Source organism: Thermaerobacter sp. FW80 (genome assembly GCF_004634385.1).
GTDB classification, from domain to species: domain Bacteria; phylum Bacillota; class Sulfobacillia; order Thermaerobacterales; family Thermaerobacteraceae; genus Thermaerobacter; species Thermaerobacter composti.
In genome coordinates this window covers 1,863,972-1,884,135 of record NZ_CP037895.1, presented here as the reverse complement: position 1 = coordinate 1,884,135, position 20,164 = coordinate 1,863,972, and the positions used below count along the sequence as shown (strand labels likewise).

General features: G+C 74.8%; 15 protein-coding genes. 1 reads left to right on the top strand and 14 read right to left on the bottom strand.

What is annotated here, in order from left to right; genetic code table 11:
• Window positions 1-81 precede the first annotated feature (81 nt).
• Together pheT and pheS are read right to left on the bottom strand one after the other, a co-directional pair.
• Window positions 82-2,637: a phenylalanine--tRNA ligase subunit beta gene (pheT, locus tag E1B22_RS07830; RefSeq protein ID WP_135225204.1), complete on the bottom strand. Its 2,556-nt coding sequence runs from the start codon at window positions 2,635-2,637 to the stop codon at window positions 82-84.
• A gap of 210 nt (window positions 2,638-2,847) precedes the next feature.
• Window positions 2,848-3,888 (bottom strand): phenylalanine--tRNA ligase subunit alpha, encoded by a 1,041-nt coding sequence (gene pheS, locus E1B22_RS07825; RefSeq protein WP_135225203.1) that lies wholly within the window; start codon window positions 3,886-3,888, stop codon window positions 2,848-2,850.
• A gap of 1,451 nt (window positions 3,889-5,339) precedes the next feature.
• On the opposite strand from pheS, the gene E1B22_RS07820 reads away from it, so the two are divergent.
• Window positions 5,340-5,615, top strand: a complete 276-nt coding sequence (locus E1B22_RS07820) for a zf-TFIIB domain-containing protein (protein WP_135225202.1) — start codon at window positions 5,340-5,342, stop codon at window positions 5,613-5,615.
• A gap of 127 nt (window positions 5,616-5,742) precedes the next feature.
• Here the strand turns inward: E1B22_RS07820 and E1B22_RS07815 are convergent, their stop codons facing one another.
• From E1B22_RS07815 to ytxC, 12 genes are all read right to left on the bottom strand, one after another.
• The gene (locus tag E1B22_RS07815) at window positions 5,743-6,594 is read right to left on the bottom strand and encodes an RNA methyltransferase (protein WP_135225201.1); all 852 of its coding nucleotides are present in this window, start codon (window positions 6,592-6,594) and stop codon (window positions 5,743-5,745) included.
• 104 nt (window positions 6,595-6,698) lie between these two features.
• A complete protein-coding gene (locus E1B22_RS07810) occupies window positions 6,699-7,358 on the bottom strand; it encodes a TrkA family potassium uptake protein (RefSeq protein ID WP_135225200.1) in 660 nt (219 codons plus the stop codon).
• Between the two features lie 229 nt (window positions 7,359-7,587).
• Window positions 7,588-9,012: a TrkH family potassium uptake protein gene (locus E1B22_RS07805; RefSeq protein WP_135225199.1), complete on the bottom strand. Its 1,425-nt coding sequence runs from the start codon at window positions 9,010-9,012 to the stop codon at window positions 7,588-7,590.
• A 102-nt stretch (window positions 9,013-9,114) separates the two neighbouring features.
• On the bottom strand, window positions 9,115-9,474 hold the full coding sequence (gene rplT / locus E1B22_RS07800; RefSeq protein ID WP_135225198.1) for a 50S ribosomal protein L20: 360 nt from the start codon (window positions 9,472-9,474) through the stop codon (window positions 9,115-9,117).
• Between the two features lie 174 nt (window positions 9,475-9,648).
• On the bottom strand, window positions 9,649-9,846 hold the full coding sequence (gene rpmI / locus E1B22_RS07795) for a 50S ribosomal protein L35 (protein ID WP_135225197.1): 198 nt from the start codon (window positions 9,844-9,846) through the stop codon (window positions 9,649-9,651).
• Between the two features lie 148 nt (window positions 9,847-9,994).
• Window positions 9,995-10,588 (bottom strand): translation initiation factor IF-3, encoded by a 594-nt coding sequence (gene infC / locus E1B22_RS07790; RefSeq protein WP_135225196.1) that lies wholly within the window; start codon window positions 10,586-10,588, stop codon window positions 9,995-9,997.
• A 593-nt stretch (window positions 10,589-11,181) separates the two neighbouring features.
• Entirely contained in the window at window positions 11,182-12,084 is a 903-nt protein-coding gene (nikC, locus tag E1B22_RS07785; RefSeq protein WP_135225195.1) for a nickel transporter permease, read from the bottom strand.
• Window positions 12,085-12,191: 107 nt separating this feature from the next.
• Entirely contained in the window at window positions 12,192-13,202 is a 1,011-nt protein-coding gene (locus E1B22_RS07780; RefSeq protein ID WP_135225194.1) for an ABC transporter permease, read from the bottom strand.
• Between the two features lie 273 nt (window positions 13,203-13,475).
• Entirely contained in the window at window positions 13,476-15,119 is a 1,644-nt protein-coding gene (locus tag E1B22_RS07775) for an ABC transporter substrate-binding protein (protein WP_135225193.1), read from the bottom strand.
• A gap of 151 nt (window positions 15,120-15,270) precedes the next feature.
• Window positions 15,271-17,202, bottom strand: coding sequence for a threonine--tRNA ligase (gene thrS, locus E1B22_RS07770; RefSeq protein WP_243123246.1), 1,932 nt, complete (start codon window positions 17,200-17,202; stop codon window positions 15,271-15,273).
• A 521-nt stretch (window positions 17,203-17,723) separates the two neighbouring features.
• Window positions 17,724-18,320, bottom strand: a complete 597-nt coding sequence (locus E1B22_RS07765; RefSeq protein WP_135225192.1) for a DUF445 domain-containing protein — start codon at window positions 18,318-18,320, stop codon at window positions 17,724-17,726.
• A 369-nt stretch (window positions 18,321-18,689) separates the two neighbouring features.
• Entirely contained in the window at window positions 18,690-20,141 is a 1,452-nt protein-coding gene (gene ytxC, locus E1B22_RS07760; RefSeq protein ID WP_135225191.1) for a putative sporulation protein YtxC, read from the bottom strand.
• Between the last annotated feature and the right edge of the window lie 23 nt (window positions 20,142-20,164).

Here is a 20,164-nt window from a genome sequence, read left to right as displayed (position 1 = left end):
AGGGGCGCATCGGGGACACCGGCCGGGCCGGCCTCGAGCCCCGCCCCGTCGTGGGCTCCGCCCCGGCGCAGGCCCCGACGCCTACGAGCGCAACGTCAGCCCCATGCCGGCCAGCGCCTCCCGCACCCGTTGGTGCACCCGGTCGACCTCGGCGTCGGTCAGGGTGCGGTCGGCCGCTCGATAGACCAGGGCGAAGGCGAGGCTCACCTGGCCCTCCGGGACCGGCTTGCCGGTGTACCGGTCGAACAGGCGCACCGCCTCCAAGAGCGGCCCCGCCGCCTGTCGGATGCGGCCGGCGATGGTGGCCGCGGGCAGGTCGCCGGGCGCCAACACGGCGATGTCGCGGCGGATCGCGGGGAACCGGGGGATGGGCCGGTAGGTCGGCACCGGACGGACCGCCGGCAAGAGCGCCTCCAGATCCAGTTCGGCCGCCACCGGTCGCTCCCCCAGATCCCACGCCGCCGCGACCCGGGGATGCAGCTCGCCCAGCCAGCCCACCCGGCGCCCGTCCACCTCGAGGACCGCCGCCCGTCCCGGGTGCAGCCAGGGCTCGTCCGTCCGCTCCCAGCCCACGGCGGCCGCATCGACCCCCAGTTGCTCCAGCAGCGCCTCGACGACGCCCTTCACCGTGAAGAAGTCCACCGGTCGCCCGGGCTCCGCCCAGTGCAAGCCGCCCAGCTCGCCGTAGCCCGCCACGCCGATGCGCACCGGCTCCTCGGGCAGGTCGGCCAGGGGCAGCGCCTCGGGGACGAACACGGCCCCCACCTCATACACCAGGGCCCCCGGCTGCTGCCGCCTGGCGTTGTAGGCCAAGACGTCCAGCAGCCCGGGCAGGAGGGTGGTGCGCAGCAGGCTGTGTTCCTCCGCCAACGGATGCAGCAGGGGGATGGCCCGGCGCCACGGGTGATCCGGCGGCAGCCGCAGGGCATCCCACGCCTGGGGGCGGGTGAAGGCCCAACTGACCACCTCCTGGGCACCGGCCTGCGCCAGCGCCTCCCGGGCCTGCCAGGTCAGGCGCAGCCGGGGGGAGACCTCGTCGCCGGCCGGCCGACCGGCGGGCAGCTCCGCCGGGATGCGGTCGAGCCCGTAGACCCGGCCCACCTCCTCGGCCAGGTCGACCTCGCCCTCGATATCGGTACGATAGGAAGGGACATCCACCGCCCCCGCCGCCGCATCGACCCGGAAGCCGAGCCGCTGCAGGCTCCCCGCCAGCGTCGCGTCGTCCAGGTCGACCCCCAGCCACTGGCGCAGGCGCTGGGGACGCCAGGGCAGCCGCCGGGGCGGGAAGCGCCGGGTGCGGACGACGGCGGCGCCGGGCAACGGCCGCCCCGCGCCCACCGCCGCCAGCAGGGCCATGGCCCGGGCCGACGCCCGCTCCACCGCGGCCGGGTCCACCCCCTTCTCGAACCGCTGGGCCGCCTCGCTGAGCAGGCCGTGGCGGCGGGCCGTGACCCGCACCCGGCGCGGGTCGAACCAGGCGGACTCCAGCAGGACGACCCGCGTGGCGGGGGTGATGGCGGAGTTGGCGCCGCCCATCACCCCGGCCAGGCCGATGGCGCGGCGGGCGTCGGCGATGACCAGGTCGCGGGGCTCGAGGACCCGCTCCCGCCCGTCCAGGGTGACCAGGACCTCGCCCGCCATCGCCGACCGCACGATCACCGTGCGGTCGGCGATGGCGTCGCCGTCGAAGGCGTGCAGCGGCTGGCCCATCTCCAGCATGACGTAGTTGGTCACGTCCACGATGCGGTCGATGGGGCGCAGCCCCGCGGCCACCAGCCGCCGCCGCACCCACAGGGGCGAGCCGCCGGCCCGCACGTCCACCAGCACCCGGGCGACGTAGAGCCCGCACCCCTCCGGATCGGCGACCCGCACCCGGACGGGCCACGGGCCGCCCAGGGCGGCCTCGGCCGGGGCCGCGGCACCGGGGGCGTCCGTCACCGGTTGCGACGAGCCGGGGGCCGGTTCGTCGGTCCGTCCCGTCCCCGGTCCTGACGGCTCCTCCTCCCCCGGGCCGCCGGCGCCGTGCTCCCCGGGGTATCGCCACCGGCGCCCGGTGGCGGCCGCCAGCTCCCGGGCCACGCCCAGGATGCTCTGGCAGTGGCTGGCGTAGTTGGGGGTCAGGCTGAGCTCCAGGACCTCGTCCCGCCAGCCGAGCCACTCGGCCAGGTCCGTGCCCGCGGACGGCACCGCCGCCGGGTCGCCGGCCAGCGCCGCCAGGTCCGCCAGCCCCTCGCGGTCGGCGGGCTGATCCCCCAGGCCGAGCTCGGCCAGGGAGCACATCATGCCCTGGGACGCCAGGCCGCGCACCTCGCGCACGCCGATGGTCGTCCCGTCCGGCAGGACGGCGCCCGGCAGGGCCATGGCCACCGCCATCCCGGGCCGGGCGTTGGGCGCGCCCGTCACCACCGTCAGCCGTCCGGCGCGCGGGCCCGCGTCGACCCGACACACCTTGAGGTCGGCGGCCTCGGGGTGGGGTTCGACCGCCTCGATCCGCGCGGCCACCACCCCCGTCGCACCCGGAGCCACCGTCGCCACGGCCTCCACCTCGAGCCCCAGGTTCGTCAGCAGCTCGGCGACGGTGCGGGCGTCCTCCTCCAGCTCGATGCACTCCCGCAGCCACTGGATCGGCACGCGCACGCTGCTGCTCCTCCCCTTCTGCGTCCCCCGGCGGCGTCGAGGATGCGCCCCCGGCCGGACGCCCGGCGCCAGCCGGTCCGGCACCCCGGTCCGGCCCCGGTGGGGCCCCCGACCCCGCCGCTCAGGTGGACCCGCCTCCGGCCAACGGCCAACGAGCCCCGTCGCCGGGCCCGGCGGGTCCCCCGACCCCGCCCCCGTCCCTCCGGCGCCTCACCGGAACTGGGCCAGGAAGCGCAGGTCGTTCTGGAAGAACAGGCGCAGGTCGTCGATGTCGTACTTGATCATGGCGATGCGCTCGACGCCCATGCCGAAGGCGAAGCCCGAGACCTGCTCGGGATCGTAGCCGCCGGCCCGCAGCACCGCGGGATGCACCAGACCCGAGCCGAGGATCTCGATCCACCCGGTGCCGCCGCAGGTCCGGCACCCCCTCCCACCGCACAGCGGGCAGGACACGTCCATCTCGGCGCTGGGCTCGGTGAAGGGGAAGTAGCTCGGGCGGAACCGGTAGCGGGTGTCCGGGCCGAACATCCGGCGGGCGAACTCCGCCAGGGTGCCCTTGAGGTGGGCGAAGCCGATGCCGCGGTCCACCAACAGCCCTTCCACCTGGTGGAACATCGGCGAGTGGGTGGCGTCGTCATCCCGGCGGTAGACCCGGCCCGGTGCGATGATCCGCACCGGCAGCCGCGGCGCCTTGGCCTCCATGTACCGCACCTGGACGGGGGAGGTGTGGGTCCTGAGCAGGATGTCGCCCGCTAGGTAGAAGGTGTCGTGCATGTCCCGCGCGGGATGGTCGGGCGGGATGTTGAGCGCCTCGAAGTTGTAGTAGTCCCGCTCCACCTCCGGCCCCTCCGCGACGGTGAACCCCAGCCCGCGGAAGATCTCGATGATCTCCATCTCCACGCGGCGCAGCGGGTGGCGGCGCCCACGCCACACCGGTCGACCGGGCAGCGTGACGTCGATCCGCTCGGCCTCCAGGCGACGCGCCTCCTCCTGGGCCGCCAGCTCCTGCCGGCGCCGGGCCAGGGCCGCCTCCACCGCCTCGCGGGCGGCGTTGGCCCGCTGGCCGAAGGCGGGACGCAGCTCGGGGGGCAGGCTGCCCGTCTGCCGGAGCAGCTGGCTGATGCGCCCCTTCTTGCCGAGCCACTCCACCCGCAGTCGCTCGAGTTCGGCCAGGTCGTGGGCCGCGGCGATGGCGGCCTCCGCCTGGCGCTGGAGGTCGGCGATGGAGGCGAGGGCCTGTCCCTCCCTCACCGCTTCGGAAGACCCCTGACTCACCGGCTGGTCACCCTCTCCATGCCGTGGCACCCTTCGCTTCGCCCTGGCTCGATGCCCTGGGAACAAAAAACGCCGCCCCGTCCGGGGGCGGACTGGATGCCGCGGTACCACCCTGGTTCGCGCCGGCCTCGCGGTCCGGCGCCTCGGCGGGTCGGGCCCTGGGGCCGACCCCGGGGCGCTAACGGGCCCCGCCCGGAACGGCCTACTGCGGACGAACCGGCCCCCGCCCGACCTCAGGCGCCGCCAGGCGTCGCCCCGGCGGCGGGTCGGACCGCTGTCCCCGGTCGTCCGGTTCAGCCGTCGGCTCCCGGGGGAACTTCGCCCGGCCGTCCCCTGGGCGGGCTTGCAGCCACGACCCGCCCTCTCTGGAGGGTCCTGCCGGGGTACTCGCCCGGTCATCGCCCTGCGCCCTTCGCGCTTCGCCCTGCTTCCTTCGCGCTACCGCGCTCGCGAGCCTCCGCGCCTCGCGCCGCCGAGCCCCGGCCATCCTGCGGTCGGTCGGTCAGCGGGAGCGGTCGGCCCGCGCCGTCTCGCCACCGTCGCCGGCCTGCCGACCCCATCGTGTCGTGGCGGCGGCTTGCAGCGCATCGTGTCGTGGCGGCGGCTTGCAGCGCTCCGGTCGCCCGAGCCTCGCGATCGCGCTCGGTGGGCGTGATCGCGCTCGGTGGGGTCGCTGGGGATGGGTCCGCAGGGCTGACGCTGGCGCCGATGGTCCCCGCCGCGGGAGGGGCCGGGTGCCGTCCGCCCCGGACCCACGGCGATGACCCCTGGCGGTGCCGGGACCGCGGGGCGCCCGAGTTGGAGCCGACGTCCCCGCCGGGGTTCCCCGGCAGCTGCTCCCAGGCCGGCGCCGCCCCTGTCACCTTGATCGCTCCCCGCTGGCCGCGCCCCGATTTTCGCCGCGCACGGTGCGGGGGCGGTCCACGGCGCATGCTGCGGGGCAGTCCGCGGCGCGCGGTGCGGCCGCCCGCCGCCCGGCCCTCGGCGGCGCCCCGGCACGGTCGCCGCCCTCGCCGGCTCCGTCGAGGGAGCCGGCTCGACGGGGCCGGCGTCCCTCGCTGCTGGCGCCCCCCCGTCCGGCTCACCCGGCGCCTCAGCCGTCGGCACCCAACAGCAGCCGGTACAGCAGAAAGGCCACCACCGAGCCCGTGCGCTCGAACAGCTGCCAGAAGACGTCGGCCGTCAGCGGACCCATCGCGGCACCTCTCCCTGCCTGGCGGCCGCCTGCCAGTGTGCCGGCATTATAGCACGGGCCCGCGCGCACCCACAACCGGCGCGGCGACGGTCCCTTGCACGCCGCCGCCCCCGTCCGGGCGGCGGCGCCCGCCGCAGGCCGGCATCCTTGCGGTGGCCCGCCGCCGCATGGCACCACCGGCTGGCGGCCCGTCGGCGGCTGGGTTACCATCGCGGAGGAGGTGAGGCCGCCCATGCGCTGCCCGCTGTGCGACGTGCCCATGAAGGAGGTCGACCGCCGCGGCGTGCTCATCGACGTCTGCCCGGAGTGCCGCGGCGTGTGGCTCGACCGGGGCGAGCTCGAGAAGCTGCTGGCCGGCGCCGAGCGCTGGGAGGAAGAGGATTTCCGGCACCGCGGCGATCCCCGCTACGAGTCGCCGTACCCGCACCACCCGTACGGTCGCAAGCGCCGGAAGCACTTCCTGGACGACCTCTTCGACTTCGACCTGCCGTTCTTCGGCGACGACTGACCCGCCGCCCGCGGCGGCCCCTCGCCCGCCGCGGGCGAAGGCCGCGCCCCGACCCCGCTCCCGCGCCCTGGACGGGCGGCCGCCCCCAAGGCCGCAGCGGCACGACGGGCGGGCGATCCCGCTGCGCTCAGGCTCCGTCGGTAGCGCGGGTCGCGGCGGCGGACCGCAGGGCCCGTTGCCGGGCCGCCTCATAGAGCAGGATGGTGCCGGCCATGGCCACGTTGAGCGAACCGATGCCCCCCGCCAGGGGGATCGCCACCCGGCCCGTGGCGTGGCTGGCGACCTCCGGGCTCACCCCGCTCCCCTCGTTGCCCACGACCAGCAGGACGGGCTGGCGCCAGTCCACGTCCCAGCAGGCGGTGGACCCCTCCGCCTCGGCCAGCCACACCTGGAGCCCCGCCGCCCGGGCGGATGCGGCGGCCTCCGCCGCCGCATCCGCCCGGGCCAGGGGCAGCCGCAGGCACGCCCCCGCCGAGGCCCGCACGGCCCGGGGGTGGTAGGGGTCCACCGTCCCCGGCACCAGCACCGCGCCCGCAGCCCCGAGCCCCTCCGCGGCCCGCAGCAGCGTGCCCAGGTTGCCGGGATCCTGGACGCCGTCGAGCAAGAGCACCAGCGGCAGGTGCGCCGTCTCCACCCGGCCCCACCACGCCCGCCCGACGGGGGCGGGTTCGTCCACCGCCACCTCGGCCACGATCCCCTGGGGGGTCTCCGTCGTCGCCACCGCCTCCAGCAGCCGATCCGGGACCTCGGCCAGCTCCGTGCCGGCTGCGGCGAGGGCCCGGAGCAGCGCCGCGCCGGCCGGTGAGGCGGCGAACGCCTCCGTGTAGACCGCCTGGCGCACCGTCCGCCCGGCGGCCAGCGCCTCTTCCACGAACCGCCGCCCCTCGACCAGGGTGGCGCCCAGCCGCCGCCGGTGGCGTCGGTCCTGCAGCTTGCGGAGCCGCTTGATGCGCGGGTTCTGGGGCGAGGTGATGCGCATGGCCGACGACCCGTCCCCTCCTCCCGGGAGCCCCGGACCCGCCGGCGCGGGTGCGCCCCCCGCCGTGGCGCCTCGACGCCGGGGCCGAGGCTCCGATGCGAGGCTCAGATGCCGAGTTCCTCCTGCATGCGGCGGATGTCGGCGTTGGAGCCGATGACCACCACCACATCCCGCGCCTCGATGACGGCCGACGCGCCGGGGGAGACGACGACCTCGTCCCCGCGCCGGATGGCGATCACCGTCACCCGGAACCGGTTGCGCAGCCGCAGCTGCTCCAGGCTCTTGCCCACCATGTCGCCGCCGGCCTGGAGCTCGACGACGCTGACGTCGGGCGAGACCTCGATGTAGTCCAGGAAGTGCGCCGACACCATGCGCTGGGCGACCCGCGTCCCCATGTCCCGCTCGGGGAACACCACCCGGTCGGCGCCGATGCGCTGCAGCACCCGCCCGTGGTGTTCGCTGACCGCCTTGGCCACCACCCGGCGCACGCCCATCTCCTTGAGCATCAGCGTGACCAGCACGCTGGCCTCCACGTCGCCGATGGCCACCACCACCACGTCGAAGTTGCGCAGCCCCAGGGACCGCAGCACCTCTTCGTCCGTCGCGTCGGCGGCGACCACGTGGGTCGCGTGCGGGACCATCTCCTGCACGATCTCCTCGTCGACGTCGACGCCCAGTACGCTGAAGCCCATGTCGTACAGGGTGGTCGCCACCGCGCGACCGAACCGGCCGAGGCCGATGACGGCGAACTCACGGACGGGCATGGTGCCCCTCCCTCCCCCTTGGCGCGCCGGCGACCGAACCGTCCCCGGGGCCGGCCGCCGCCCGGGCTCCATCCGCGGCGGTCCGCCCACCCCCCGGCCCTCGGTCCCCGCTCCGCCGCGGTCCCGCGCGGCGTCCCCACCACGGTCCCCCGCGCGCGTCGCCGGCGCCGGCTCCCAACCCCGCCGACCCGGCGGGACCCCGCCGGGTCGCGGCCTCCGCCCCTCTCCCTCAGCCGACCAGCACCCGCTCCTCGGGGTAGCGCAGCACCCGGGGCCGCCGGCCGCGGCGGGTGAGGGCCACGGCCAGGGTGAGCGGCCCGACCCGGCCCGCATACATGGTCAGAAGGATCAGGACCTTCCCCACGGGCGTCAACTCCGGCGTGATGCCGAGGCTGAGGCCCACGGTGCCGAAGGCGGAGACGACTTCGAAGACCGTGGCCTCCAGCGCGTGACCGTCCCAGAGCAGCATGCCCATGGTCACCGCCAGCACCAGCCCCGCCGCCAGCACCGCCAGCGCCAGCGCCTTGGCCGCCACCAGCGCCGGCACCCTCCGCTCCATCAGCACGAGTTCGTCGTCGCCCCGCACCGTGGCCCGCACCGTCGCCACCAGCAGGGCCACGGTGGTCGTCTTGATGCCGCCCGCCGTGCCCGCCGGCGACCCGCCGATGAACATGAGGAGGATCGTGGTCAACACCGTCAGGTTGGTGAGCTCGGCCATGGGCAGCATGTTGAACCCCGCCGTGCGCGGGGTGATGGCGTGGAAGAGCGCGGCCCACAGCTTGCGGTCCAGGGGCAGGGAGCCCAGGGTGGCCGGGTTCGACCACTCGCCGAGGGCGACCAGCCCGGTGCCCACGGCCAGGAGGACCGCCGTGGTGACGAGGACCAGCCGCGAGTGCAGCGACAACCGGTGGCGGCGGTGCCGCAGCCGACGCCCCAGGTCCGCCAGCACGGTGAAGCCCAGGCCGCCGGCGACGATCAGGCCGCCGACGACCAGCGTGATCACCGGGTCGCCGGCGAAGCGCTCCAAGCTGGGGCGGCGGCTGTCGAAGAGGTCGAAGCCGGCGTTGTTGAAGGCCGAGACGGCGTGGAACACGCCGCGGTAGGCCGCCAAGCCGAAGGGCACGTCGTAGGCCAACCACCAGTACAGCGTCAGCAAGGTCGCGCCCAGCAGCTCGAAGGCCAGGGTCACGGTGGCGACGTAGAGCACCAGCCGCACCATGCCGGCCGGCGACAGCTGGCCCAGGGCCTCCTGGATGATCAGGCGCTCGCGGAAGGTGATCCGCTTCCCGACCAGCAGGGCGAAGAGGGTCGACATGGTCATGACGCCCAGGCCGCCGACCTGGATCAGGCCCAGGATGACCAGCTCGCCGAAGGTGGAGAAGGTCTCGGCGGTGTTGGTCACCACCAGGCCGGTCACGCACACGGCGGACGTCGCGGTGAACAGGGCGTCGAGGTAGCTCACCCGCCGGCCGGGCTCCCACGCCGCGGGCAGGCTCAGCAAGAGGCTCCCCACGACGATGACGCCCGCGAACCCCAGGGCGAGGATCTGCGCCGGGTTGGGCTCCCGCGGCGGTGCACCCGAAGGGCGGGTCGGGCGTTGGAGCGGGTCGGGGTCTGCGGCGGTGCGGCCATCGCCCGCGGTGGGCCTGTCCATCGTGGAGCCGGTTCCTCCCGAGGGGCGGACGGCGTCGGTCCCATCGTGCGCGAACGCCTTGGGGGCGCCCCGCCGCAGCGGGCCGCCCCCAAGGCGGATCGATCAGGCCCCCAGCGCCTGCCGGGCCCGCTCGACCACGGCGCGGAACGCGGCGTCGTCCCGCACGGCCAGATCGGCCAGCACCTTGCGGTTGAGGGCGACCCCGGCCTTGCGCAGGCCGCTCATCAGGCGGCTGTACGAGAGGCCGTACTGGCGGGCGGCGGCGTTGATGCGCTGGATCCACAGCCGGCGGAAGTCGCGCTTGCGCGCCCGCCGGTCGCGGTAGGCGTACCACAGGGAGTGCAGCACCTGCTCGTTGGCGGCCCGGAAGGTCTTGCTCCGTCGGCCGTAGTACCCCCGGGCCAGCTTCAGGATCTTCTTGTGTCGACGGCGGGTTCGGGGACCACCCTTGACCCGTGGCATCGCGTCTTCCTCCTCGTCGCAGACCGGACCGTCCCGTGCGCCGGGCGCCGAACCGTCCCGCGCCGGCGTGCTCCCGACCGCCGGACCGCGCGACGCCGCCCCGGTTCCCGCGCCGGATGCGTCACGGCCCCGCCGCCCTGGGCTCCTGGGGCTGGTACCCCGGCGGCCCCAGGGCTAGCCGTAGGGCAGCAGCCGGCGGACGGTCCGGGTGTCGGCCGCCCCCAGCACCGCCGGACGGCGGAGCCGGCGCAGCCGCTTGGCGCTCTTCTTCTCGTTGAGGTGACCGCGGTTGCTGCGCTGGTGCTTGTAGCGACCGCGCGCCGTGCGGCGGAAGCGCTTGGCGGCACCGCGGTGGGTCTTCATCTTGGGCATCCTCGCCGCCTCCTCGACACCGGATCGCGCTGGACGCGATCGCCGAAGTTCGTGCCCGACCACCCGTGGGCGGTCGACCCTGCGTGCTCGGTCGGGTCGCGGCCGGACCCGGCGAGCCACCCGGCGAGCCATGGGACGCGGGGTGGACTCACGTGCTGCGAGGCTCCCCGCCGCCCGGGGCCGATGCAGGACCGGCGTCGCCATCCGTCGGCCGGGCCTCGGTGGCCTCCCGCCGAGCGGCCGCCTGCACCTGGGGGCGCGGGGCCAGGACCATGGTCATGTTGCGGCCTTCGACCACCGGGCGCCGCTCGATGGTGGCGATGTCCTCCACCGCCCGGGCGAGCCGCTCCAGCACCTGGCGCCCGAGGTCCGCGTGAACGATCTCGCGCCCGCGGAACATGATGGTGGCCTTGACCTTGTTCCCGTCCTGCAGGAAGCGCCGGGCGTTGCGCAGCTTGACCTCGAAGTCGTGCTGGTCGATGCGGGGCCGCATCTTGACCTCTTTGACGTCGACGATCCGCTGGCGCTTGCGCGCCTCCCGATCCCGCTTGGACTGCTCGTACTTGTACTTCCCGTAGTCCATGATGCGGCACACGGGCGGACGGGCCTGGGGCGCCACCTCCACCAGGTCCAGGTTCCGCTCGTACGCCATGCGCAGCGCCTCGTGGGTCGGGAAGATGCCCAGCTGCTCGCCCTCGGGCGAGATCACCCGCACCTCGCGCACGCGAATCTGCTCGTTCACGCGCAAGTCCCTGACGATTGCGCGTCACCTCCGCCCCATTCGCCCGGTGCCCCTCCCGGGACGCGCGTCCCATGCCCGCAGGAGCCCGCGCGCAGAAACAACAAACGGGCGCAAGCGGCGCCCGCGATCCCCCGCGCGGCATCCGTGGGCTCGCCCTGCCGCGACGCCGCCGCCGAAGCCGCCCGCCGGCGGCCCGCCATCCCACAGCTGCGCTCGGCGCCGCCGATGTCCGCCGGATTGCCGGGGGGCGCGCGGCGACGCCCGCGCGACGCGCGTCCTCACGGCGAGGCGATCTCGCAGGATGCCGCCCGGTTGCGAACCCCAGCGGCAGCCCCTGGCGCCCTGGGGTGGGAAGCCCGCGCTTCCGCTTGCTCGGCCGATTGCAAATCGCCAGCCGTCGGCATGCGGCGGCTGGCCGGCTGCATTGTAGCACCGGTGCCAGCGACCGTCAATCGGTCGGGTCCCGTCGCGCGTCACCCCTGCGGTCCTGCCTGGGGGCCCGCCCTGCCGCGGGGGCCGGCGGCCGTCGGCGCGGGCGCGGGGGTCCGGCTCCCCGGCGCCCCTCGGTGCGCTCGGCCCGCGGCAAAGCGGCGTCAGTCGTCGCGGGCGCGGGGGTCCAGCACGTCCCGCAGGCCGTCGCCCAGCAGGTTGAACCCCAGCACCACCAGCATGATGGCCAGCCCGGGGAAGGTCATGTTCCAGGGCGCCACGCGGAAGACGGTGCGCGCATCGTTCAGCATCCGGCCCCACTCGGGGGCGGGCGGCTGGGCGCCCAGACCGAGGAAGCTCAGCGCCGCCGCGTCCAGGACCGCCGTGCCGACCCCCAGCGTGGCCTGCACGATCAGGGGGGCCAGGGCGTTGGGCAGGATGTGACGCACGATGATCCGCGCGTCGGAGAGGCCTTGCGCCCGCGCCGCCACGACGTAGTCCTGCTCCCGCAGGGACAGCACCTGCCCCCGGACGAGGCGCATGTACTGCGGCACCGAGACCAGGGCCACGGCCAGCATGGTGTTCTCCAGGCTGGGCCCCAGGAACGCCGCGAAGGCGATGGCCAGGAGGATGCTGGGGAAGGCGAGCATCAGGTCCACCAGCCGCCCCGAGATCAGGTCGAACCAGCCCCCGTAGTACCCCGCCAGGGCCCCCCATGCGGTCCCCACGGCGGCGGCCATCAGCATCGCCATGACGCCGACCCGGAGGGAGATGCGGGCCCCGTAGAGGATGCGGCTAAGCACGTCGCGACCCTGGTGGTCCGTGCCCAGCCAGTGCTCGGCCGACGGCGGCTGCAGCCGCCGGCCCAGATCGGCGTCGTCGACGGGATCGTAGGGCGCGAGCAGGGGGGCCAGCAGGGCGATCAGGACGAAGGCCGCCACGATGGCGCCCCCCAGCAGCGCCGAGCGATGGTTCAGCAGGCGCCGCCCCAGTCCGCGCGCCGGCGGAAGGGGCGCGCCCGGGGGCAGGGGCGTGGCGCCGGGCACGTCGTGGGCTACGGCTGCCATCGGCTTCCCTCCGTGTCTCCGTGTCTCCGTCCCTCGCCCGGTGCGGCAGCGCCAGCCGGCCCCGCCGACCGACGGGCGGCGGCGCCACCGCGGTCCCGGGTCCGCGGTCAGTCGTACCGGATGCGCGGGTCGACCAGGGCGTACAGCAGGTCGACCACCAGGTTCGTCAGCACGAACAGGGTGGCCACGACGAAGACGGCCCCCTGCACGGCGGGGTAGTCGCGGGCGCCGATGGAGTCGACGATGTATCGGCCCACCCCGTTGATGGAGAAGATGGTCTCCGTCAACACCGCGCCCCCGAGCAGCATCCCGACCTGCAGCCCCGTCACCGTCAGCACCGGCAGCAGGGCATTGGGCAGGGCGTGGCGCAGGGTGACGACGCGCTCGAGCAAGCCCTTCGCCCGTGCGGTCCGCACGTAGTCCTGCTTGAGCACCTCCAGCAGGCTCGAGCGGGTCATGCGGGCAATCAGCGCGGTGGGGATGGTCGCCAGGGCCAGGGCCGGCATCACCAGGTGTCGCACGGCGTCGACGAAGGCGGGCCCGTTGCCCACCAGCAGGGTGTCGACCAGGTACATGCCGGTGATGAAGGGGACCTGGGCCTCGTACTCCACCGACAGCCGGCCCGACGGCGGCAGCCACTTCAGGTCCACCGCCAGGAAGTACATCATGACCAGGCCCAGCCAGAAGATGGGCATCGAGACGCCCACCAGCGACCCCGCCATCACGCCGTAGTCCAGCACCGTGCGCCGGCGCACCGCGGCGATGACCCCGGCCAGCACGCCCACCGGGACAGCGATCGCCATGGCGGCCAGGGTCAGCTCGATGGTCGCCGGGAGCCGCACCGCGATGTCATGGGCCACGGGAAGGCCGCTGCGCAGCGAGCGGCCGAGGTCGCCGTGGAGCAGCCGCCCCGCGAAGCGGGCGTACTGGACCCAGAAGGGATCGTTGAGCCCCATCTCCTCCCGGAGCTGCGCGAGGAGCTCCGGCGAGGCCCGCTCGCCCAGGATCGCCTGGGCGGGATCGCCGGGGATCAGGTACATGAAGCCGAAGACCGCCACCGAGATGCCGAAGAGGGTGGGGATCAGGAGCAGCAGCCGCTTGACCACATACCGCAGCATGCTCTCGCCTCGCACCTGGCACGCGCGCGAATGCGGACCCGCTCCGCGGTCGACCCCTGGGGACCTCCCGCGGGGGGACCACCCGCGGGCGAGGCGGCGCGGGACCTCACCCCGCGCCCGCACCCGCTGCACCGGCACGGGCAGGCCGGGGCGGCACCGCCGCCCCGGCCTGCCCGGCGGGCCGGCGAAGCGCCGGCGCTGGCACCGGCAGCCCCCGGCGGGCGGGGCCGCACCGGTCGCGGTGCGGCCCCGCCCGCCACGGTCCTCGCCGCGCTAGCGCGTCACCGACACCTTGTGGAGCTTCTCGCTGCCCAGCGGGCTCGGCACCAGCCCCTCCACGCCCTTGCGCACGATGATGGGTGAACGGGCGTGGGCCAGGGGGATCATCGGCACGTCCCGATGGATGATCTCCTGGGCCTCCTTGTACAGCTGCTCCCGGACCGACTGCTCCGGCGTGCGCTGGGCCCGGATCAGCAGCCGGTGCACCTCCTCGCTGCGGTAGAAGGAGATGTTGCCGGCCCCCGGCGTCTTCGCGTTGTCCTTGTCCAGCAGCACGTAGAGGAAGTTGTCCGGGTCGCCGTTGTCGCCGATCCAGCCCAGGAGCGCCATGGGATGCTCGCCGTTGCCCGTCTTCTCCAGGTAGACGTCCCACTCGTGGGTGACGATCTCCGCCCGGATGCCCACCGCCGCCAGGTCCTGCTGGATCGCCTCGGCGATCTTCTGGGGCTCCGGCATGTAGGGCCGCGGCACCGGCATCGTCCAGAGCTCCGTCTCGAAGCCCTCGGGGTAGCCGGCCTCCGCCAGCAGCTGCTTCGCCTTCTCCGGGTCGTACGCGTAGTCCTGGATGGCGTCGTTGTAGCCCCACATGGCCGGCGGCAGCGGGTTCTTGGCCACCTGGCCGAGTTCGCCCCAGAAGGCCTCGACGATCTCCTGCTTGTTGATGGCGTGGGCGATGGCCCGGCGCACCCGCACGTCGTCGAAGGGCTCCTTGTCGTTGTTCAGCGCCAGGTAGCCGACGTTGTTGGCCTCCCGGTAGAGGATCTCGAACTGGCTCGTGTCCACCGTGGCCAGATCCGCCGGGTTGGGGTCCTCCATCACGTCGATGGTGCCGGCCATCAGCTCGGCCAGCCGCGCCGAGTTGTCCTTGATGGCCCGGTAGACGATGCGCCTCACCTTGGGCTTGGGCTCGCCCCACCACTGGTCGTAGGCCTCCAGGGTGATCTGCTGGTCGGGGATCCACTCCACGAACCGGTAGGGGCCCGTACCCACGGGATGGCGCCCGAAGTCGGCGCCGTACTTCTTGATCGCCTCCGGGCTGGCGATGGCGAAGCACGGCATGGCGAGGTTCTGCAGGAAGGACGCCAGGGGTTCCCGCAGGGTGAAGCGGACGGTGTACTCGTCCACCGCCTCGACCTTCGCGATGATCGACTGCTCGTCGAACCCGCCGAACATGTAGGCGTAGTACTCGAAGTTCTCGCCCTCGTGGCGGTGCGGGTTGTCGGTGTTCATCCAACGCTCGAAGTTGAAGACCACGGCCTCGGCGTTGAAGGGCGTCCCGTCGTGGAAGGTCACGCCCTGGCGCAGCTGGAAGGTCCACACCTTGCCGTCGTCGCTGACCTCCCAGTCGGCCGCGAGCCAGGGCTCGACCTCGGTGCTGCCCTCTTTGAACTCCACCAGGGTGTCGAAGATCTGGTGGGTCACCTTCAACGACTCGCCGTCGGTGACGTTGGCCGGATCCAGGGACACCGAATCGCCGCCTCGCCCCCAGACCAGGGTGTCCGCCGGCTGGCCGCCGTCGCCGCCGCCGGCGCCGCCCTCGCCCGCGCTCTGGGGCGGCGCGCCGCAGGCCGTGGCCAAGATCGCCACCGCCACCACCATGGCCGCCATCCCCAGCCGTCGCCGCCAACCGCTCACCATCCCAGCCCCCTCATCGCAAGCCCGGCCCGGCGGCGGTCGGCCTGACGGGGCACCGTGCCGCGGCGGGCCGGGCTGTCGTGCACCGCGAATCGCTTTTCGCCGCCCCCCAGCCGGTTCCTCCCCGCTGGCGGCCGGCCGCCGACCGTCGCCCTCACGCCGGGTTGCCGCGCCGCTCCCGGACCGCCGCCACCACCTGCTGGACGAACGCCTCCAGCGGCTGGCTGCCCAGGTCGCCGCGGTCGCGGCTGCGCACCGCCACCGTGCCCTCCTGGGCTTCGCGATCGCCCACCACCAGCATGTAGGGCACCTTCTCCACCTGGGCCTGGCGGATCTTGTAGCCCAGCTTCTCGTCGCGGGCGTCCACCTCGACCCGCAACCCCTCCTCGCGCAGGCGCTCCTCCACCCGCCGGGCGTAGTCGCGATGCCGCTCGCTGACCGGCAGCACCCGCACCTGGACCGGCGCCAGCCAGACCGGGAACGCGCCGGCGTAGTGCTCGATGAGGATGCCGATGAACCGCTCCAGCGACCCCATGATGGCCCGGTGGATCATCACCGGCCGCTGCTCCTGGCCGGCGGCGTCGACGTAGGTCAGGTCGAACCGGATCGGCATCTGGAAGTCCAGCTGGACCGTGGCGGTCTGCCACTTGCGGCCCAGCGAGTCGATGACGTAGAAGTCCAGCTTCGGCCCGTAGAAGGCGCCGTCGCCGGGCGCCAGGGCGTAGGGCCGGCCCGCCGCCTCCAGCGCCCGCGCCAGGGCGGCCTCGGCCCGCTCCCAGAGGGCGGGGTCGCCCATGAAGTCGTCGGGCCGGGTGGCCAGCTTGATCTCGTAGGGCATGGCGAAGGTGCCGTAGACGGCGTCCACCAGCTCCAGGACGCGGCCGATCTCCGCCTCGATCTGGTCCTCCCGGACGAACAGGTGCGCGTCGTCCTGCTCGAAGCCCCGCATCCGCAGCAGGCCGTGCAGCGTGCCCGACCGCTCGTAGCGGGCGAGGCGGCCGTACTCGGCCAGCCGCAGGGGCAGGTCGCGGTAGGAGCGGATGCGGCTGCGGTAGATCAGGCAGTGCCCCGGGCAGTTCATCGGCTTGACGCCGAAGTGGGCCCCCTCGCGCTCGATGAGGAACATGTTCTCGCGGTAGTGGTCCCAGTGGCCCGACCGGTGCCAGAGATCGACCTTGAGGATCTCGGGGGTGCGCACCTCCTGGTAGCCGTGGCGCGCCTGCAGCTCCCGGGAGAACTGCTCGAGGAGCCCGTACACCGTGGCGCCCTTGGGGTGCCAGAAGACGTACCCCGGCGCCACCTCCTCGAAGTGGAACAGGTCCAGCTCCGGCCCCAGCTTGCGGTGGTCGCGCCGCTTGGCCTCCTCCAGCCGCTGGAGGTGCTCCTCCAGCTCCTTGCGGGAGGGGAACGAGGTCCCGTAGATGCGGGTCAGCATCGGCCCCCGCTCGTCGCCCCGCCAGTAGGCGCCGGCCACCCCCGTCAGCTTGAAGGCCTTGATCCGGCCGGTGGAGGGCAGGTGGGGCCCCCGGCACAGGTCGACGAACTCCCCCTGTTCGTAGACCGTCAGCGGCTGGTCCTCCGGGATCGCCTCGATGATCTCCACCTTGTACCGCTCGCCCCGCGCCCGGAACAGGTCCAGGGCCTCCTGGCGTCCCACGGCCCGGCGGCGGATGGGCAGGTCCTCGGCGACGATGCGGGCCATCTCCTTCTCGATGGCCTCCAGGTCCTCGGTGGACAGCGGCCGCGGCGTCTCGATGTCGTAGTAGAAGCCGTCCTCCAGCGGCGGTCCCACCGCCAGCCGCGCCTCGGGCCAGAGGCGCTTGACCGCCTGGGCCATCAGGTGGGCGGTGCTGTGGCGGTACACCTCCCGGCCGGCTTCGTCCGCGAAGGTCAGGATCTCCAGCCGCCCGTCCTCCTCCAGGGGCCGGTTGAGGTCGATCACCTCCCCGTTCCAGCGGGCCGCGACGGCGTCCCGCGCCAGCCGCGCCCCGATCTCTTGCGCCACCTCCAGCGGCGTGGTCCCGCGGGGGACCTGGCGCTTGCTGCCGTCGGGCAGCTCGATCTCGATCCGGGCCGGTTCGTCCACCGGGATCACCCTCCTTCACGGTCGGTGCGCGGTCGGTGCGACCGGGGTCCGCTCTGCGACCGGCGTCCGCTCAAAGAAAAGGGCCCCGTCCCCAAGGGACGAGGCCGTCCTGCCTCGCGGTTCCACCCTTCTTGGCGCACCCGCGCCCGGTGGCGCCGACCCCGGGTCCGCGCGGGTGCGCCCGCTCGAGGCCCGTTAACGGGGGCGACCGGCCGGCGCTCGGAGGGAGACGGCGGCGGGTTCTGGACGCCGCGGGTCGGTGTCGGCCGGCGCCTTACCTTGGCCGGCCGCCGGCCCGAACCGCCCCCCGGCAGGGCCCTCCTGGCACCGGCGGCTCCGGGGTGGTGACCGGGGGCGGCGCTCCGGGGCGGGCTCCCAGCCCCCATCGCCCCTGGGTCGCGGGGCATCTGGGGACCCGCCCTCTCTGGCGGGGCCGGACCCCCGGCCGTGTCCCCCTCCTCGCCGTTGGTCTCGCCGAATCATAGCGAATTATAGCGGAAACGTCATAGGGAGCGGAAACGTCATAGGGAGACGAGCAACGCCTGCAGGAGGCCGACCAGGAATCCCAGCACCGCCCCCGACCACTCCACGAACCGCAGCTCCCGCCCGGCCAAGCGCACGACCAGCGCCTCGACGCCCGCCGGATCCAGCTCCAAGAGCTTGCGCTCCACCACGGAGCCCAGGCGCAGCCCCTCGCCGGCCGCGGCCAGCAAGCCCTCCGCAAGCTCGGGGAACCGGCGCCGGACCTCGAGCCCCGCGGCCTGGGCGACGCGGTCGGCCAGCTGGGTCGACCAGCTGCGGGGCAACCAGGCCGGCATCCGGGCCAGCACGGCCTCGCGCGCCATCTGCGCGACGGCGTCGGCCGCGGCGCGGTCCAACGGCAGGCGCCGCAGATGATCGCGCACGTCCGCGGCGGTCAGCAGATCGCGCTCCACCGCCTCGGCCAGGGCCCGCGCCAGATCCGCCTGGCGACGCGGCAGGAGGCCCTGGACCGTCCAGCCGACGACCGGGACCCGCCAGGGATGGACGGGACGGAAGAGGGCCCAGAGGGCCAGCCGGTTGGTCACCCAGCCGATCAGGCCGCCGGTGACGGGCAGGGTCAACCACGCGGTGTCCAACGGCCTCCCTCCCGGCCGCCACTATACCACGGCCGGCGGGGAACCCCCTTCCCGGCCGGCGCCACCGGGACGAACCGGCCCGCGAGTCGATCCGGGCCGGCGGGGATCGCACCGTCGGGCACGGGCTGCGGGGCGCTGCCTCCCCAGCGGGCTGCTGCCCATGACCGCCGGGGAGACCCGCGGCGTCTCTCGCGGGAGGGGCAGGCGCCCCCGGAGCGGCCCCGGATTGGAGAGAGGCCCCCGCAGCGCCCCGCCCCGGGCCGGCCGCGCCGGGACCGCCGCCGGGGCGCCGAGGGTGGCCGGGGGGCGGGCGGGATGCTGCGTGGAAGCCGGTGGCCTCTTCCGCCGGCCTCATGGGGAGGCGGGGGCTCAGCGCGATCCCGGGGCCGGCGCCGCGGGACGCCGCGCCCGGGACCGGCAACGGGCACAGCCCGGACACAGCTCCACCCGGTCGCCGAAGACCTGATCCAGGAGCTCCCTGGTCTCGCGGGAGAGGCCCCTGGCGCGGCGCCGCACGTGGACGACGAAGCGCCGCGCCCCCACCATGACCAGGGCGCTCAGGAGGGCGTCCCCGGCGTCCGCGGCGACCCCGGGCCCGGCGTTCGGCACCGGCCCCTCGCCGGTCGGTGCGGCCAAGGGCCGGCCGGCCTCGTCGGTCAGGATGAAGCTGCCCGAGGGCTCGACCAGCACGTGGACCACCGACAGCCGCGGCACCTGCAGATCGACGAACTGGCGCAGCAGCTGGACGAACTCGCGGTACTCCCGGTCCAGCAGGTACTCGTCCACCGCCCGGTCCGCCGCCAACTCCAGGGCCTCGACGTACTCGCGGCAGCGGAAGCGGAGGAACCCGTCGATCAGCAACAGGCGGGCCCCCTGGACGTACTCGGCCACCCGGCGGGTCAAGAGGTGGCGGAGCCGGGCGTCCCGGGCCGCGGCCGCCGCCATCCGCCGGCGCACCGCGTCCACCACCTCGAGGCGCTCGTCGGGCGCCAGGTGGGCGTATCGCCGCTTGAGGAACCGCTGGACCAGCAGCCAGCGGTGGTCCTCGTGCACGTAAGCCACCACGGCGCGCACCACCCGGGCCTCCCAGTCCCGCTGCAGCGGCGCCATCGCGTCGCCGGTGGCGATGTCCGCCGCCGCGGCCGCGCCCGGGGAGCGGGCGCGGCCGCGGGTGCCCCGGGACGCCCCGCCCGGGCTGGCCGCCGGGGCCGCCGCGTCGTCCCCGACGCCCTGGCTTCGCCCTGGGTCGCGGGCAGCCCGGGGAGGGCGCGGGCCGCCGCGCCCGTCAGCGGGGGCCGTCGGCGGCGCCGCGTCGCCGCGCCCGTCAGCGGGGGCCGTCGCCGGGCTCGCGTCGCTCCCATCGGCAGGGGCCGCCGCCGCAGTCAGGCCGGTACGTGCCGGGGCAGCGGGCCCGGTCGGGGCCGGCCGCCCCGCCTGCGCCTGGCGGGGCGCTCCCGGGGATTGCGGGGGCGCGAGGCCGCCCTCCGCGCGGAACGATCCCATCTCCCCCGCCAGACCGGCCAGCACGCTCCACCAGGCGGGATGGCGCCCCGTCGAGAGGCTCGGGGCAGCCGCCGACGGGATGCGGCCCCCCGCCGGACCCGGCACCGGGTCCCGCTCCCGCGGCTCCCGTTGGCGCTGCGGCGGAACCGGTCCGTGGACGGCCAGGAAGCACCAGCCCTCTCGGCGGTGTTCGACCACCTGGGGAGGGGACAGCCCCAGGGCAGCTGCCAGCGGCGCGTAGTCCACCAGCTCCCGTTCGAGACGCTCGCGCAAGGGATCGGGCCGTTGCGCGATCCCGATGACCAGGGGATCCATCATGGGCTTCGCCCCCTTCCCGCCGG